The sequence below is a fragment of the Herbaspirillum sp. B65 genome (genome assembly GCF_000333555.1).
GTDB lineage: Bacteria > Pseudomonadota > Gammaproteobacteria > Burkholderiales > Burkholderiaceae_D > Herbaspirillum > Herbaspirillum rubrisubalbicans.
On record NZ_BADI01000282.1, the window covers coordinates 17,878 to 30,866 of the forward strand.

Sequence of the window (12,989 nt, forward strand, 5' to 3'; positions counted from 1 at the left end):
CGCGCCCATCCTTTGGAACGCCAACCACTATACCGATACGGCATAAGGGCAGGCGTTTCATGCCATTTTGGCATAGAGCGCCCCTCGATAGGTTGAGCAGGAGTTAAGCGGACCAGCGGTGCAGCGCTTCATCACAGCGGTGCCAGGGGGATCAATGCGGTGCTGTCAGGTTGAGGAAGCTGTCGAGGATATGGAAGTGATCGTCGAAGAACTGCTCTTCCATGGCCGCCAGCCGTTCGATGGGCATCCAGACCGCCTGGGCGGCATCGTCGGCAGCCTCGACATCGGGCAGGTGTTCCAGCCGCAGGTCGAAGTAATACGCGTGGGTGATGGTGCGGCCGCGCGCGCTGCGGTCGGGGTGATCGAAGATCTTGACGTCCACCAGCGCGTCTTCCAGCGTCACCTCCAGCACGGCCAGGTTGGTTTCTTCGGCCAGTTCGCGCAGCGCGGCCTGCATGAGCCGCTCGCGCTGGTCCAGGAAGCCGCCGGGAATGGCCCACAGGCCGCGTCCCGGAAAGCCCTTGCGCTGTACCAGCAGGACGTGGCCCGCGGCACGGATGACGGCGTCCACCGTGGTGAAGACCGGGGGATAGGGCGCGGCGGCCCAGGCGGTCTGGTATTTGCGCAACTGGCGATGTTCTTCCACCAGCGCGGCATAGTGCGGCAGCAGCGACCAGGCGTGCAGGTAGTGGCGCACGCTGGCCGGCAGCATGGGCGCCAGCACGTCCAGGCTGACCTCCAGATCCTCGGCTTCGAACCAGACGCGGCGGATGTCGGTGGCGTCCACTTCGCCGGCACGTTCCAGCGATTCCAGCTGCCATTGCGGGAAGTGGCGCAAGTAGTAGCTGGAGGCATCCTTGAAATGCCCCACCAGCAACACCCTGGCCTGGGGGCCAAGCTCGGCGCTGACCAGCCGCTGCACCTCGGCCGACCAGCGACGGTCGTCGTAGTAGTCACGGGTAGCGACGAAGCGCACGCGTTCGCGCTGGGCCGGCGCGAGCGCACCGGCAATCATGGCGGCGCGCTCCTGCCAGGTGAAAGGGTTCTTGGTATTGCGGGCGTGGAACGCCGAACCGAGCACGACGATGACGCTGGCCGCGCGTTCCAGCGCATGACGCAGCAAGTGCAGATGGCCGTGGTGGAAGGGCTGGAAGCGACCGATCACGACGGCGGCGTCGGCCTGGGAAAGGGGAGCGGATGCTGACATGGAAATTCCTTCTTCTGGTGCTGTTGAACGCGAATTGCGCCTGAGGCTGTCGCTGCCGGCGCTTCAATAACTGACCGCGATGGGAATTTGCCGTCCACTGCCAAAGGCGCGGGCGCGCACGCGGATCACCGGGGGCGACTGGCGGCGCTTGTATTCGTTGCGCGCCACCATGCGGCAGATGCGTTCGACCAGCGCCGCGCCCTCTGGGCTGGCCTGCAATTGCTCCACCGCCCGCGCCGCAGCCTGGGCCTCGTCGGCGGGTAGGCGCGTGCCTTCGAGGTGCCACTTGAGGATGTCGTCCAGCACCTCGTAAGGCGGCAGGCTGTCGGTATCGCGCTGGTCGGGTGCCAGTTCGGCCGATGGCGGCTTGTCGATGATGGCGCGCGGGATGATCTCGCGATCGGCGCTGGCATTGAGGTGCCGCGCCAGGGCATAGACCTCGGTCTTGTAGAGATCGCCGATCAGGCCCAGGCCGCCGTTGGTGTCGCCATACAGGGTGCAATAGCCCACCGAGATTTCGCTCTTGTTGCCAGTGGTCAGCAGCAGTGCTCCATAACCGTTGGAGTATTCCATCAGGATGGCGCCACGCACCCGCGCCTGCAGGTTTTCCAGCGGCAGGCCGCGCAAGGGGGCGCCGAAGGCGCGGGCGAAACCTTCTTCGAATTCGCGCACCAGCTCGGCGATGGGGTGGCGGAACAGGGTCACGCCCAGGGCGCGGCACAGCTCCTGCGAATCGCCCACCGAACCGGTACTGGAAAAGATCGACGGCATGGTCACCGCCACCACATTGTGCGCACCCAGCGCCTCGGCGGCCAGGGCGATGGTGAGTGCCGAATCGATGCCGCCGGAACTGCCGACCACCACCTTGCCGAAGCCGCAGCGGCGGGCATAGTCGCGCAGGCCGAGGATGATCTGACGGCGCTGGAATTCGGGCGTGGCCAGAGCCTGCTGTAGCGGCAGTGCATCGCTGCTGCCGTCACTGCGCAGGAATCGTCCCTCCTCGAAGGCCAGCACCTGGAAATCCTCGGCCAGGCGCGCCGCCTCGAAGGCCAGTCCCTGCGTGGGCGACATGGCGAAGGAGCCGCCGTCATAGACCAGTTGATCCTGGCCCCCCACCTGGTTGACGTAGAGCAGCGCCATCTGACGGCGCAGACAGGCCGCCTGGAACAGGGCATGGCGCTGGCTGCGCTTGCCGATGTCGGAAGGGCTGGCATTGATGGACACCACCAATTGCGCATCGGCCTCGGCCAGGCGCTGGAAGGGATTGATACGATAGCTGCGCAGCTCATCGTTCCAGCCATCCTCGCAGATCAGGAAGCCCACGCGCTGCCCCTTCAACGGCAGCACGCAAGCCACTTCAGGACCGGCCTCGAAGTGCCGGCCATCGTCGAAGACGCCATAGACCGGCAGCAACTGCTTGTGGTATTCGGCCACGATCTGGCCTTCGCGCAGGGCCAGCAGGGCATTGAAGAGCGGCTTGCCGGGACCGGCATTGCGGCGCGGCGCGCCGATGACGGCGGTCAAGCCGGGATAGTCGCGGGTGGCGGCGATGAGGCGCTGCAAGGCCTGCTCGGCCTGGCCCAGGAAGCGCGGTTCTTCCAGCAGGTCGCCCGGGTAATAACCGCAGATCGACAGTTCGGGAAAGACCAGCAGGTCGGCGCCGGCGCGCGCGGCGCGCTGCAGGGCCGCCAGGTGCAGCGCGAGGTTGCCGTCGAAATCACCGATGGTGGGATTGCATTGGGCGATGGCGATGCGAAGCATGAGGGATCCTTTCTTGCGTTCAGATAGCGCCGGGCGCCGGGGCGGCGATGCCGAACAATTGGCGCAGGTAGGCCAGGAAGGTTTCATCCTTGCACAGCGTCTTGCCCGGCGAATCGGACAGCTTGGCCACCGCCTGGCCATTGCAGGAAGACAGCTTCATGACGATGTTCAGCGGCGGAATGCCGGTGTCGTTGCTCAGGTTGGTGCCGATGCCAAAGCCGGTCATGGCGCGGTCGGAAAAGTGGCGATACAGCGCAATGGCCTGCGGCAGATCCAGTCCATCGGAAAACACCAGGCGCTTGGTATGGGCGTCCAGGCGCAGCTTGCGGTAGTGGGCCAGGGCCTTCTCGCCCCATTCGAAGGGGTCGCCCGAGTCATGCCGCAGGCCGTCGAAGAGCTTGGCGAAGTACAGGTCGAAGTCGGCCAGGAAGGCATCCATGCCGACCACGTCGGTCAGCGCCACGCCCAGGTCGCCGCGGTATTCCTGCACCCAATGTTCCAGCGCAGCCTTCTGGAAGTCGCGCAGGCGCACGCCGAAGGCCTGATAGGACTGCAGGTATTCGTGGGCCATGGTGCCGATGGGAACCAGATCGTACTGCATGGCCAGCCAGACATTGGAACTGCCCTTGAAATACTGCGGCACCTCGCGCGCCAGAGTCGAGACCACTTCTTCCTGCCAGGCGCCGGAATAGCGCCGACGCACGCCGAAGTCGAAGAACTCGAAAGGGTGCCGGCCCGCAGGCTGGCTGGCCAGTTCGTGCAGCAAGGCGAGCTTGTCCTGCAGGCGACGCCGGGCCTCCACCAGCGTGGCTGGTGTGCCCAGGCGCCGGAAGTAGAGTTCGTTGACGATGTAGAGCACGAAGATCTCGAAGCCCATCACATGCACCTGCGGCCCACGGGCGACGATGCACAATTGCTCGCCACGGGTCTGGACCTGGATGAACTTGCGCTGGAAACGGAACAGCGCCAGGAAGTCGATGAAGTCACTCTTCATGTAGCGCAGCCCGGCCAGATAGGCCAGTTCCTCGGGCTGGAAGCGCAGGCGGCAGAGATGATCCAGTTCGCGCTCCACCTCCTGCTGCAATTCGGCCAGCGGGAACTGCGGTTCATTGCGACAGACAAAGGTGTACTCGGCCTGGGCGCCGGGGTGGCTATGCAGCAGCGCCTGCCACATGGTGAACTTGTAGAGATCGGTTTCGAGCAGACTGCGGACGACGGGCGCCATGATGGGCACTCCTTGTTGTGGGTCGGTTCAGGATCGAATCGGAATCAGGAGGGTGTCAGACATTGGCTTGCAGCTCCTGCAACACCTGCTCCGAACTGGCCAGCCTCAAGCCGGCCTCGGACATGGCGGCCAGGAAGTCGCGGTATTGCGCTTCGAACCCGGCCACCGGGCTCATGCAGTCGGTCACCAGCACCAGCCGGGCGCGCCCGGCGGCATCCAGGTTGGCGGCGATATGCTCGGTGGTGGCCCGCACGCAGTGGCTGCCGGCTTCGCCGGTGATGTAGACGCAATCGGCCTGGGCCAGGGTGGCGATGAAGCCACGGTTGAGCTGGGTATCGGGATCGTCGGCGTCGGGCACTTCGGCCATGACGGCTGAATAGTGTTCGGTCCAGGGATTGCTGCCCTTGCCCAGCTTGGTGACGATACCCAGCGAATCGGCTTCCCAGCGGTTGTAGGCGGCCCGCACCTGGGCATGGACGGCGGCGCCCCAGCTGCCGATCTCGCAGTGCACCGGCCACACCATGAGGCGGTAGCGCCCGGCCGCTTCCAGCGCATCGAGGTAGGCCAGGGTGCGCGGCAGGGCCTGTGGGTCACGCGGCAGATAGAGGCCGGCGCGCACCTGGGCCGCCTCGATCTGGGTGAAGGGCGCGAGCGCTGCGCCATCGCCGCCCCGCCAGAAGGTGGGATGGGCGATGTCGAACCGGTGGTGGGCGTCGAGGGTAATGCTGATGGCCGACAAGCCGGCGCCGCCTTGCTCGATCAGGCGCGCCACGCGCAGCATGTCGGCATGACTGCCGGCCACCGGCAAGGCCGGTTGCAGCACGCCACCGGCCACCGGATCGACCGGCAGCCAGGACGCTGGCAGATCGCAGAAATCGTTTTGCGGATCGATGACGAGCAGGTGCAGGGAGCGCTTCATGGTATTCACCTTTGATGAATGCTGAGTCCAGCGGGTTACGGTGAAGCCAGTGTAGACCACTTAATTTACTTTTGCAACTAACAAAAACGTTCTTGATGCGGACCTAATACCTTCCTGATGGCAATTATTTAAAGAAATACAATAAATAGATTCACAATGACACTAAGTGCCATTAGACTTCCAGACTGGCAAACGGGGAACGTCGAGGAGGAAAATGGATCCGGTGATCTGCACGGTCGATGTGGCATTGCTCACGCTGGCAGCCGATGGGCTGGAGGTGGCGCTGCTCAAGCGCGAACATGCGCCCTTCAAGGGCGTGACCGCCCTGCCCGGCGGCTACATCCACACCCAGGCCGACGCCGACGCCCGCGATGCGGCGCGCCGCGTGCTGCTGGACAAGACCGGCATCGCCGCGCCTTACCTGGAACAATTGGCGACCTTTTCCGGTGCGGCGCGCGATCCGCGCGGCTGGTCGGTGTCGATTGCCTATTACGCGCTGGTGCCTGCGGCCACCATCGCCCAGGCCGAACGCAGCCAGGTGCGCCTCTACAGCGTGGACCGCTTGCCACCGCTGCCCTTTGATCACAGCACCATCATCGACACGGCGGTCTCGCGCCTGCGCAGCAAGAGCCAGTACTCCTCCCTGCCCTGCCATCTGCTGGGTGAAGCGTTCACCTTGCCGCAGTTGCAGCGGGTCTATGAAATTCTGCTGGGAGAAACCATCAACAAGGTCAGCTTCCGCCGCAAGATGAGCGAGATGGATATGCTGGACGCCGTCGATGGCCAGTTCGACAGCAGCGGCGCGCATCGACCGGCGCAACTGTATCGATTGAAATCGGCCTTTCGTGAACAGTTGCAGTTGCTGGAACGCGGGCTGTAGTACGGACAGCGCAAAGCGGCCCCGCGCAACGACAACGGCGCGCCATCTGCAAGAATGGCGCGCCGTTGTCGTTTCATGGCCCGGTTCTTCCGGGCCGACGCTCAGGCACAACAGTTGCCGTCGAGGTGGCCACTGCGCGCCTGGCGCAGCGCGGCCCGACGTTGGCGCACGCCTTGCGAGACGCGATAGACGGCGCGCTGGGTCAGCATCATGGACAGCGTGCTCAAGCTGAACTCGGCTGCAATGAGCAAACCGACCAGCGCGGCAAATTGCAGGTAGAGCCGTGGATAGACGGACAGGCTACGCGAGAACAGTTGCTGCAACATGATGCATTCCTCTTGGTGGTTTTACTTGCCCGGGTCGCTGACCCAGATCAGGCGCCAGCGTAGGTCGACGCGTCGGCGCGGCCAGCGGTCTGCACTGCGCTCTTGGCGGTGCCGTTGCTGATGACCGGGAACACCGAATCAGGCTGGTTGGCCAGGCCTTGTTGCTGGGCACGGGCCAGATCGGCCTTGACTTGCGCGCGGCTGACGTGGGACACGAAGGGTTGCTCGACCGGGTAGGTCGCTTCGGCAAAGGCGACGGAAGAAGCGGACAGGGCCAGGACGGCGGCGATGAGGGTCTTTGCGGACATGGTATTTCTCCTTGGTTGCAGTGGGTTCAGTTGGGTTGATTCCAGTTCAGTGATGCACCTGGGCCGGGATGTCGGTCGGCCAATGCCACTCTCTAGAACCGCATCGTTTCTTGCGTTGCGATGTCGTTCATCGATGGACTGAAGTCTACGCAAGCACGTGAGGGAGAAAAACCAGGCTGGAGAGAATTGAGTGTTCCTCGATCTGGAACAATCGTCAGGGACTATCAGGGCAATAGTAAAACCATGGCTCTGCCTGCTAACACAACACAGGCAGAGCCAGGCCGGCGATGAAGCCGGTCGGGCAGAACCAAAAACTAAGAGCTCAGAACTCTGAAGTCAGAACTCAGATATCAGAAGTGATGATCGTAACGGATCTGGATCTTGCTGTTCTCAGCCCGGTTGCGCACGGCAAATTCCTGGTAGACGTTGAAGAACAGCAGGTCGCGATCGGATAGCCGCATCATCGCCGCCGGTCCCAAGCCCACCACTCGTTCGCGGCGGCCACTGACGTCGGCGCCATTGACCTGGGTATCACTGATCTGCTGCAACCAGTAACCGGAGGCGCCCACCGTCCAGGTCGGATTGAGAACGTATTCGGCGGCGAAGTTGGCATGGACCGCCTGGCCGGCTTGGGTGGAGGTGACGTTGTTGCCGAAGGCGGCGCTGGGTGAGTTGTTGCGGGCGTTCCAGAGATAGTGCAGGCGCCAACTGAAACTCAGGTTCGGGCTGGCCCACAAGGTGCCGGCCCAGTACGGGTCGAACGACCAGAAATTGCTGCCCGGGTTGACGGTGGCATTGCGGTCATAGGCACCGGTGGGGAGGATGAATTGCATTTCGAAACGCTGCGCATAGAGCGGCCCTTGCTTGCCCATGATGGGATCGTACTGCACCGATACCCCGGCACTGATGTCACCGATGCCGGTATTGCCGCGCAGGATGGCATTGTTGGCGCCATCATCCACCTTGGCGCGCGCCACCCACGGCACCAGCACCTGGAAGCCCAGTTGCTTGTTGCCGAACTTGGCGCCCTGGGGGACGAAGATCAACTGGCTGGTGGGGGCAAAGACACTGATGTCCTGGGTGCTCGGAAACCCCATGCGGTTGCCGTTGTTGTCGACCAGCTTGGTGGCCTTGGTATAGCTGAGGTATTCGACGAAATAGAATCCCGGCCCGCCCGGCAGCGGGGCACCGTCGAAGAAGCTGGTGCCGCCCATGTTGACGGCCGGCTGGTCGAAGGCGCTGGCCAAGCCGGGGCAGAGTGTCGCTGCCAGCAGGGCAGTGGCGCCGATGCGGCGTGCGTGTCGCTTGATCTTTCTCATGTTGTCGTCTCCTTGCTTATCGTTGTTTTGGGTGGGGTGGTGGAGTCCCAGGCCGGGCTCAGAGATAGGTCGAGGCCAGCCCGCCATCGACCCGCAGGTTCACGCCATTGATCCAGCGGCTGTCATCGCCGCACAGCCAGACGATGGCCGCGGCGATTTCATCGGGATAGGCCGGGCGCTTCATGCGATGGGCATCCTTCTGCACCCGTTCCTGCCCAAGCATGGTGACGAAGTCGCCCAGGATGGGCGTCAACACCGGCCCCGGCGCGACGCTGTTCATGCGCACCGATTGCTGCAGGAACAGGGGTTGGGCGCGGGTCAGGGTCCATACGATCAGGGCTTCCTTGAAATACTGGTAGCAGCTTTCCTGCGCTACCGGATGCTGCGCCAGCCAGTCGGCACCGGCGGCAAAGCTGGCGGTCTGCGCCAGCGCCTTGTGCGGCTCCAGCCGCTTGGGCCATTCGGCGCCGAGGATGGAAGCGACGTTGACGATGGCGCTGCCCGGCGCCATGCGCGCAATGAGGCGCTCGGTGAGATGGCGCAGACCAAGGTAATTGACGCGCCCTACCAGATCCACCGGGGCCGTACCGGGCACGCCGGCGACATTGCACAGGCCGTCGACCTGGGCCGGCAATTGCGCCACGGCGGCATCGATGGCTTCCACCGTCGACAGGTCGGCCTGGACGAAGCCTTCCATGCTGATCATCGGGGCATTGCGATCAACCCCGATCACGCGGGCTCCCTGGACGCGCAAGAGTCGCGCGGTCTCGGCACCGATGCCGGAAGACACGCCGGTGACGACGATGGTCTTGTCTTGCAGTTTCATGCTGGTCTCCTTGAGGGATCGAACAAGCCGGATCGGCCTGACGGTCCCAATTTTTTAAATGATATAAATGATTTATAGCTTTATTAACGACGACAACGGGACAATTCAGAATGGATAGGCGCTGGCCTCCTGCTTGACCGTGATCCACTTCCACTGGGTGTACTCTTCCCAGTCGGCCGGGCCGCCCACGCTGGTGCCGTTGCCGGCGATGCCGGGGCCGCCGAAGGGATTGATGCATTCGTCGTTGACGGTCTGGTCGTTGACGTGGACCATGCCCTGGCGCAGTTGCGCGGCCACCGCCATGGCCCGTCCTACCGAGCGCGAGATGACGCCGGCAGCCAATCCACCCTGGTTCTGGTTGGCCAGGGCAATGGCTTGCTCCTGGCTGTCATAACAGATCACGCTGGCCACAGGCCCGAAGATTTCTTCATCAAAAACGCGCATCCCCGGCTTCACATCCGCCAACACGGTGGGCTGGTAGAACAAACCTTCATATGTGCCGCCAGCCAGCAAGCGGGCGCCGGCCGCTACGCTGTCCTGCACCAGGCCATGGACGCGCTGCAACTGGCGCTGGTCGATCAAGGGGCCCAGCGCCACCTGGCCGCTGGCGCCATCGCCCACCGGCAGGTGACGCGCCTTTTCCACCAGGCGCTCCAGCAAGCCCGGCGCCTGCGAGCGATGGACCAGGATGCGGTTGGCCGCCATGCAGATCTGCCCCTGGTGCAGCCAGGCGCCCCAGGCGGCATTGCTGGCGGCCACGTCGAGGTCGGCGTCCTCCAGGATCACCAGCGCATTGGCGCCGCCCAGTTCCAGCGAGACCTTCTTCAGATGACGTCCGGCCAGCTCGCCGATGCGACGTCCCACGGCGGGCGAGCCGGTGAAGGCGATCATCGGCACCTGGGGCGCGCTCACCAGCGCCTCGCCGGCTTCGGCGCCGCCCGGCAGGACATGCAACAGGCCGGCGGGCAAACCCGCTTCTTGGAACACGCGCGCCAGCATGAAGCCGCCCGAGACCGGGGTGCGCACGTCCGGCTTGACCACCACCGCATTGCCGGCCGCCAGCGCCGGCGCCACGGTGCGCAGGGTCAGGATCAGGGGGAAGTTGAAGGGCGAGATCACGCCGATCACGCCCAGCGGAGCACGGCGCGCCAGGCTCAGGCGGCCCGGCACGCTGGGCAGCACCTGGCCTTGGGCCTGCAAGGGCATGACGGCGGCCAGGTGGCACAGGGTGATGGCTTCGCGCACCTCGTGCTCGCCCTTGAAGAGCACGCCACCGGTTTCGCGCGCCACCATGCGCGCCAGTTCGTCGAAGTGCTGCTGGAACAGCGCGCCGGCGCGGCGGAAGATGTCGGCGCGTTCACGCGGCGGCACGGCCTGCCACTCGGCCTGGGCGGCCACTGCGGCTTGAACCGAGATGTCCACGTCCTGCGGGCTGGCCAGGCCGACCTCGGTCAGCGGCTGGCCGGTGGCGGGTTCGATGACGGTGGCGCCCTGCGCGGCGGGTTCCCAGCGGCCACGGAACAGATGGCGCTGCCAGCAGGCGGAATCGAGAAAGGGGGTGGATGGCATGGTTGGTCTCCTGGTGTTATTACCGGTGCGATCAGGAAGCCCTCTTCATGATCGGCGGTGCCGGCTCAAGCGGCCATAGTGCAAAGCCTGTGCCATCGCGCAGAGCCAGATTCCATGCGGCTTTGCAGCACGCGCGACAAGGCGCGTGGGAGGTGCTGAAGGAATCTTCATATGGCCTTTTTGCTGCACCGTACCGGGGTTTCATGACGCAGTGCAGCTTGCGGATTTGCGCAAATTCGCCAACCATCAGTCCACTGAATTTCATCATTTGATGAATCCCCAATCCGCCGCCAGGAGCCCGCCCATGCCACCGTCGCCGCGTATTTCCCTTGCCGAGATGGCGCGCAGCCAGGGCGCGCCGCTGACCCAGCTCAGTTCGGCCGGTACCGACCGCTGGAGCGTGGATGCCCATCCCACCCTGGCCGACCTGAGCGAATGCCTGTTCTTCTCGCCCGGCGATGGCCGCATCTGGCTCAACGACCAGCGCATGTTGCTGATCCACAGCCGCAGCATGGGCACGCTGCGGCGCGAGCTGATCGACAACCTCGGCATCGACAAGGCACGCGGCCTGCTCACCCGGGCCGGCTACATCTCCGGGGCGCGCGATGCGCAACTGGTGCGGGAGCGCTGGCCCGAGCCGATCCCTCCACCATCCTCATGGCCGGCACCCGCCTGCATACGCTGGAAGGGGTGTCAAAGGTGGTGCCGGTCAGCTTCAGCTATGACCCCGGCAGCGGTCGCTATGAAGGGGAATTCCTGTGGCACAACTCCAGCGAGGCCGATGAACACCTGGCCGCCTATGGCATGGCCACCGCGCCCTCGTGCTGGCAGCAGGTCGGTTATGCGATCGGCTACGTCAGTACCCTGCTGGGGCATCTGGTGATCTTTCGCGAAGTGGAGTGCCGCGCCATGGGCACGCCGCATTGCCGCGTCATCGGCAAGTCGGCCGAACTGTGGAGCGATGCCGAGGATGACCTGCGCTACCTGAACGCCCAGGATTTCGTCGGCTCGGGAATGCTGGCCAGCGACGGCGAGAGCCCGGTCGACAGCGCCACCCAGGCCGAACAGGCAGAGGCTGGAGAGGCCGAACTGACACGCGCACTGGTGGGCACTTCCTCGGCCTTCAACGCCGCCTGCCATCTGCTGAACCGGGTCGCCGCGACGGACGCCACGGTCCTCTTCACGGGGGAATCAGGGGTCGGCAAGGAACGCTTTGCGCGCATGTTGCACCAGATCGGCAAGCGCGAGCGGCAGGCGTTCATCGCCATCAATTGCGCTGCCATTCCCGAGACGCTGATCGAGACCGAACTGTTCGGAGTAGAGCGCGGGGCCTATACCGGGGCCACCCAATCGCGCGCCGGGCGGTTCGAACTGGCCGATGGCGGCACGCTCTTTCTCGATGAGGTGGGCACGCTGAGTCTGGTGGCGCAGGGCAAGCTGCTGCGCGTGCTGCAGGAGGGGGAATTCGAGCGGGTCGGCTCGACCCGGCCGGTGAAGGTCAACGTGCGGGTGGTCGCAGCCACCAACGAAGACCTGGCGCAGGCGGTGCGTCAGGGGCGCTTCCGGCAGGACTTGTTCTTCCGGCTCAACGTGTTCCCCATCCATCTGCCGCCGCTGCGCGAACGGCGCGACGACATTCCGCTGTTGATGAACCACTTCCTCAAGTTCTATGGCCAGCGCCACGGCGTGGCGGTGCGCGGCTTTACCCAGCGCGCCATCCAGGCCCTGCTCAACTACAGCTTCCCCGGCAATATCCGCGAATTGCAGAACCTGGTGGAACGCGGCGTGATCCTGGCCCAGGGCCATCCGCTGGATCTGCCGCACATGTTCATCAGCGGCGAGACGCTCAACGATGAGGTGCTGTCGCTGGCCTTGCAGGGCGAGACCGGCACGCTGGCCGGACGGCAGGAAGACAAGCCCGACGCCGGTGGCCAGCAGAGTCTGCTGGACCTGCTCACGCAATGGCGGAGCACGCAGCAAGACGCAGCATTGTCGTTACCGGAAATGGAAAGCACCTTGATCGCCGAAGCCATTGCCCGCGCCGAGGGCAACCTGTCGGCTGCCGCACGCCTGCTGGGCATCAGCCGGGCGCAACTGGCGTATCGGCAGCAGAAAGGACCGCGCTGAAAGGCTTGCCGGCGCAGCTCAGGCGATGTTCTTGTAAGGAGCGGGACGGTCGATCTCATCGGCCACGATCTGCATCTCGCCGATGCGATTGCGCAGTTCTTCCCAGGGATGGATGGGCAGGTCATCGCAGCGCGGTGGCGCGACCCAGTGCACCGCGAGCGCTTCCAATGCTTCCATATCGCGCACCTGCCAGCGACGTTCCAGGGCGATGAACAGCACGATGGAAGCCAGCAAGCCCCCCATGCACAGTGCCAGGGCGGCATAGATGGCATAGGGCATGAGGATGTCGAACCAGTCCACGTCCCCCTCCTCGCCTTTGCATTGAATACGGCGATGGTAGCGCCGCCGTCCTGGCCCGCCCATCAGGAAATGACTGAGTGGCCGGCCCGCTACGCTCCTATGCGCCTATGCCGCCCGCGCCAAGCTCATCGGCAGGAACCGCGCGCGTGCCGTCAGGGTCTGCCGTTCATGTGCCGTTCGCGGAGCCCTTCATGTCTGCCCCCTCATCGCCAAGCTCATTTG

At 64.6% G+C, this 12,989-nt stretch carries 12 protein-coding genes and 1 pseudogene; 3 read left to right on the forward strand and 10 right to left on the reverse strand.

Features of this window, described 5'->3' with window-relative positions; translation table 11 throughout:
• Nucleotides 1–151: 151 nt before the first annotated feature.
• From I5W_RS07465 to I5W_RS07480, 4 genes are all read right to left on the reverse strand, one after another.
• Nucleotides 152–1,207: a bifunctional nicotinamide-nucleotide adenylyltransferase/Nudix hydroxylase gene (locus tag I5W_RS07465; protein WP_044528757.1), complete on the reverse strand. Its 1,056-nt coding sequence runs from the start codon at nt 1,205–1,207 to the stop codon at nt 152–154.
• A 63-nt stretch (nt 1,208–1,270) separates the two neighbouring features.
• On the reverse strand, nt 1,271–2,968 hold the full coding sequence (locus I5W_RS07470) for an NAD+ synthase (RefSeq protein WP_044528758.1): 1,698 nt from the start codon (nt 2,966–2,968) through the stop codon (nt 1,271–1,273).
• A gap of 19 nt (nt 2,969–2,987) precedes the next feature.
• Nucleotides 2,988–4,193: a nicotinate phosphoribosyltransferase gene (gene pncB / locus I5W_RS07475; protein WP_044528759.1), complete on the reverse strand. Its 1,206-nt coding sequence runs from the start codon at nt 4,191–4,193 to the stop codon at nt 2,988–2,990.
• Nucleotides 4,194–4,248: 55 nt separating this feature from the next.
• Nucleotides 4,249–5,112 (reverse strand): cysteine hydrolase, encoded by an 864-nt coding sequence (locus I5W_RS07480; protein ID WP_044528760.1) that lies wholly within the window; start codon nt 5,110–5,112, stop codon nt 4,249–4,251.
• 214 nt (nt 5,113–5,326) lie between these two features.
• Between I5W_RS07480 and I5W_RS07485 the strand changes: the two genes are divergently transcribed.
• Nucleotides 5,327–5,992, forward strand: coding sequence for an NUDIX hydrolase (locus tag I5W_RS07485; RefSeq protein WP_017450008.1), 666 nt, complete (start codon nt 5,327–5,329; stop codon nt 5,990–5,992).
• A 101-nt stretch (nt 5,993–6,093) separates the two neighbouring features.
• On the opposite strand, the gene I5W_RS07490 is transcribed toward I5W_RS07485, so the two are convergent.
• From I5W_RS07490 to I5W_RS07510, 5 genes are all read right to left on the reverse strand, one after another.
• Nucleotides 6,094–6,318 carry a hypothetical protein gene (locus I5W_RS07490; protein ID WP_017450009.1) on the reverse strand — a complete coding sequence of 75 codons (225 nt, stop codon included), beginning with the start codon at nt 6,316–6,318 and terminating at the stop codon, nt 6,094–6,096.
• 47 nt (nt 6,319–6,365) lie between these two features.
• A complete protein-coding gene (locus I5W_RS07495) occupies nt 6,366–6,626 on the reverse strand; it encodes a DUF4148 domain-containing protein (RefSeq protein ID WP_044528761.1) in 261 nt (86 codons plus the stop codon).
• A gap of 350 nt (nt 6,627–6,976) precedes the next feature.
• The gene (locus I5W_RS07500; RefSeq protein ID WP_044528762.1) at nt 6,977–7,945 is read right to left on the reverse strand and encodes a SphA family protein; all 969 of its coding nucleotides are present in this window, start codon (nt 7,943–7,945) and stop codon (nt 6,977–6,979) included.
• A gap of 58 nt (nt 7,946–8,003) precedes the next feature.
• Complete coding sequence (locus I5W_RS07505; RefSeq protein ID WP_044528763.1) at nt 8,004–8,771, reverse strand: coniferyl-alcohol dehydrogenase; 768 nt, start codon at nt 8,769–8,771, stop codon at nt 8,004–8,006.
• A gap of 105 nt (nt 8,772–8,876) precedes the next feature.
• Entirely contained in the window at nt 8,877–10,340 is a 1,464-nt protein-coding gene (locus tag I5W_RS07510) for a benzaldehyde dehydrogenase (RefSeq protein ID WP_044528764.1), read from the reverse strand.
• Between the two features lie 337 nt (nt 10,341–10,677).
• On the opposite strand from I5W_RS07510, the pseudogene I5W_RS34175 reads away from it, so the two are divergent.
• Nucleotides 10,678–10,926: pseudogene (locus I5W_RS34175) on the forward strand (XylR N-terminal domain-containing protein); the annotation flags it as partial.
• Between the two features lie 71 nt (nt 10,927–10,997).
• Nucleotides 10,998–12,467, forward strand: coding sequence for a sigma 54-interacting transcriptional regulator (locus I5W_RS07515; RefSeq protein WP_374702125.1), 1,470 nt, complete (start codon nt 10,998–11,000; stop codon nt 12,465–12,467).
• Between the two features lie 18 nt (nt 12,468–12,485).
• Here I5W_RS07515 and I5W_RS07520 read toward each other — a convergent pair whose 3' ends face one another.
• Nucleotides 12,486–12,767: a hypothetical protein gene (locus tag I5W_RS07520; protein ID WP_017450015.1), complete on the reverse strand. Its 282-nt coding sequence runs from the start codon at nt 12,765–12,767 to the stop codon at nt 12,486–12,488.
• Nucleotides 12,768–12,989 lie beyond the last annotated feature (222 nt).

Bases quoted from the DNA above. Each gene is read 5' to 3' on its own strand.
- I5W_RS07465 (WP_044528757.1), bottom strand. From the start codon at position 1,207: ATGTCAGCATCCGCTCCCCTTTCCCAGGCCGACGCCGCCGTCGTGATC.
- I5W_RS07500 (WP_044528762.1), bottom strand. From the start codon at position 7,945: ATGAGAAAGATCAAGCGACACGCACGCCGCATCGGCGCCACTGCCCTG.
- I5W_RS07485 (WP_017450008.1), top strand. From the start codon at position 5,327: ATGGATCCGGTGATCTGCACGGTCGATGTGGCATTGCTCACGCTGGCA.
- I5W_RS07510 (WP_044528764.1), bottom strand. From the start codon at position 10,340: ATGCCATCCACCCCCTTTCTCGATTCCGCCTGCTGGCAGCGCCATCTG.
- I5W_RS07470 (WP_044528758.1), bottom strand. From the start codon at position 2,968: ATGCTTCGCATCGCCATCGCCCAATGCAATCCCACCATCGGTGATTTC.
- I5W_RS07490 (WP_017450009.1), bottom strand. From the start codon at position 6,318: ATGTTGCAGCAACTGTTCTCGCGTAGCCTGTCCGTCTATCCACGGCTC.
- pncB (WP_044528759.1), bottom strand. From the start codon at position 4,193: ATGGCGCCCGTCGTCCGCAGTCTGCTCGAAACCGATCTCTACAAGTTC.
- I5W_RS07480 (WP_044528760.1), bottom strand. From the start codon at position 5,112: ATGAAGCGCTCCCTGCACCTGCTCGTCATCGATCCGCAAAACGATTTC.
- I5W_RS07495 (WP_044528761.1), bottom strand. From the start codon at position 6,626: ATGTCCGCAAAGACCCTCATCGCCGCCGTCCTGGCCCTGTCCGCTTCT.
- I5W_RS07515 (WP_374702125.1), top strand. From the start codon at position 10,998: ATGGCCGGCACCCGCCTGCATACGCTGGAAGGGGTGTCAAAGGTGGTG.
- I5W_RS07505 (WP_044528763.1), bottom strand. From the start codon at position 8,771: ATGAAACTGCAAGACAAGACCATCGTCGTCACCGGCGTGTCTTCCGGC.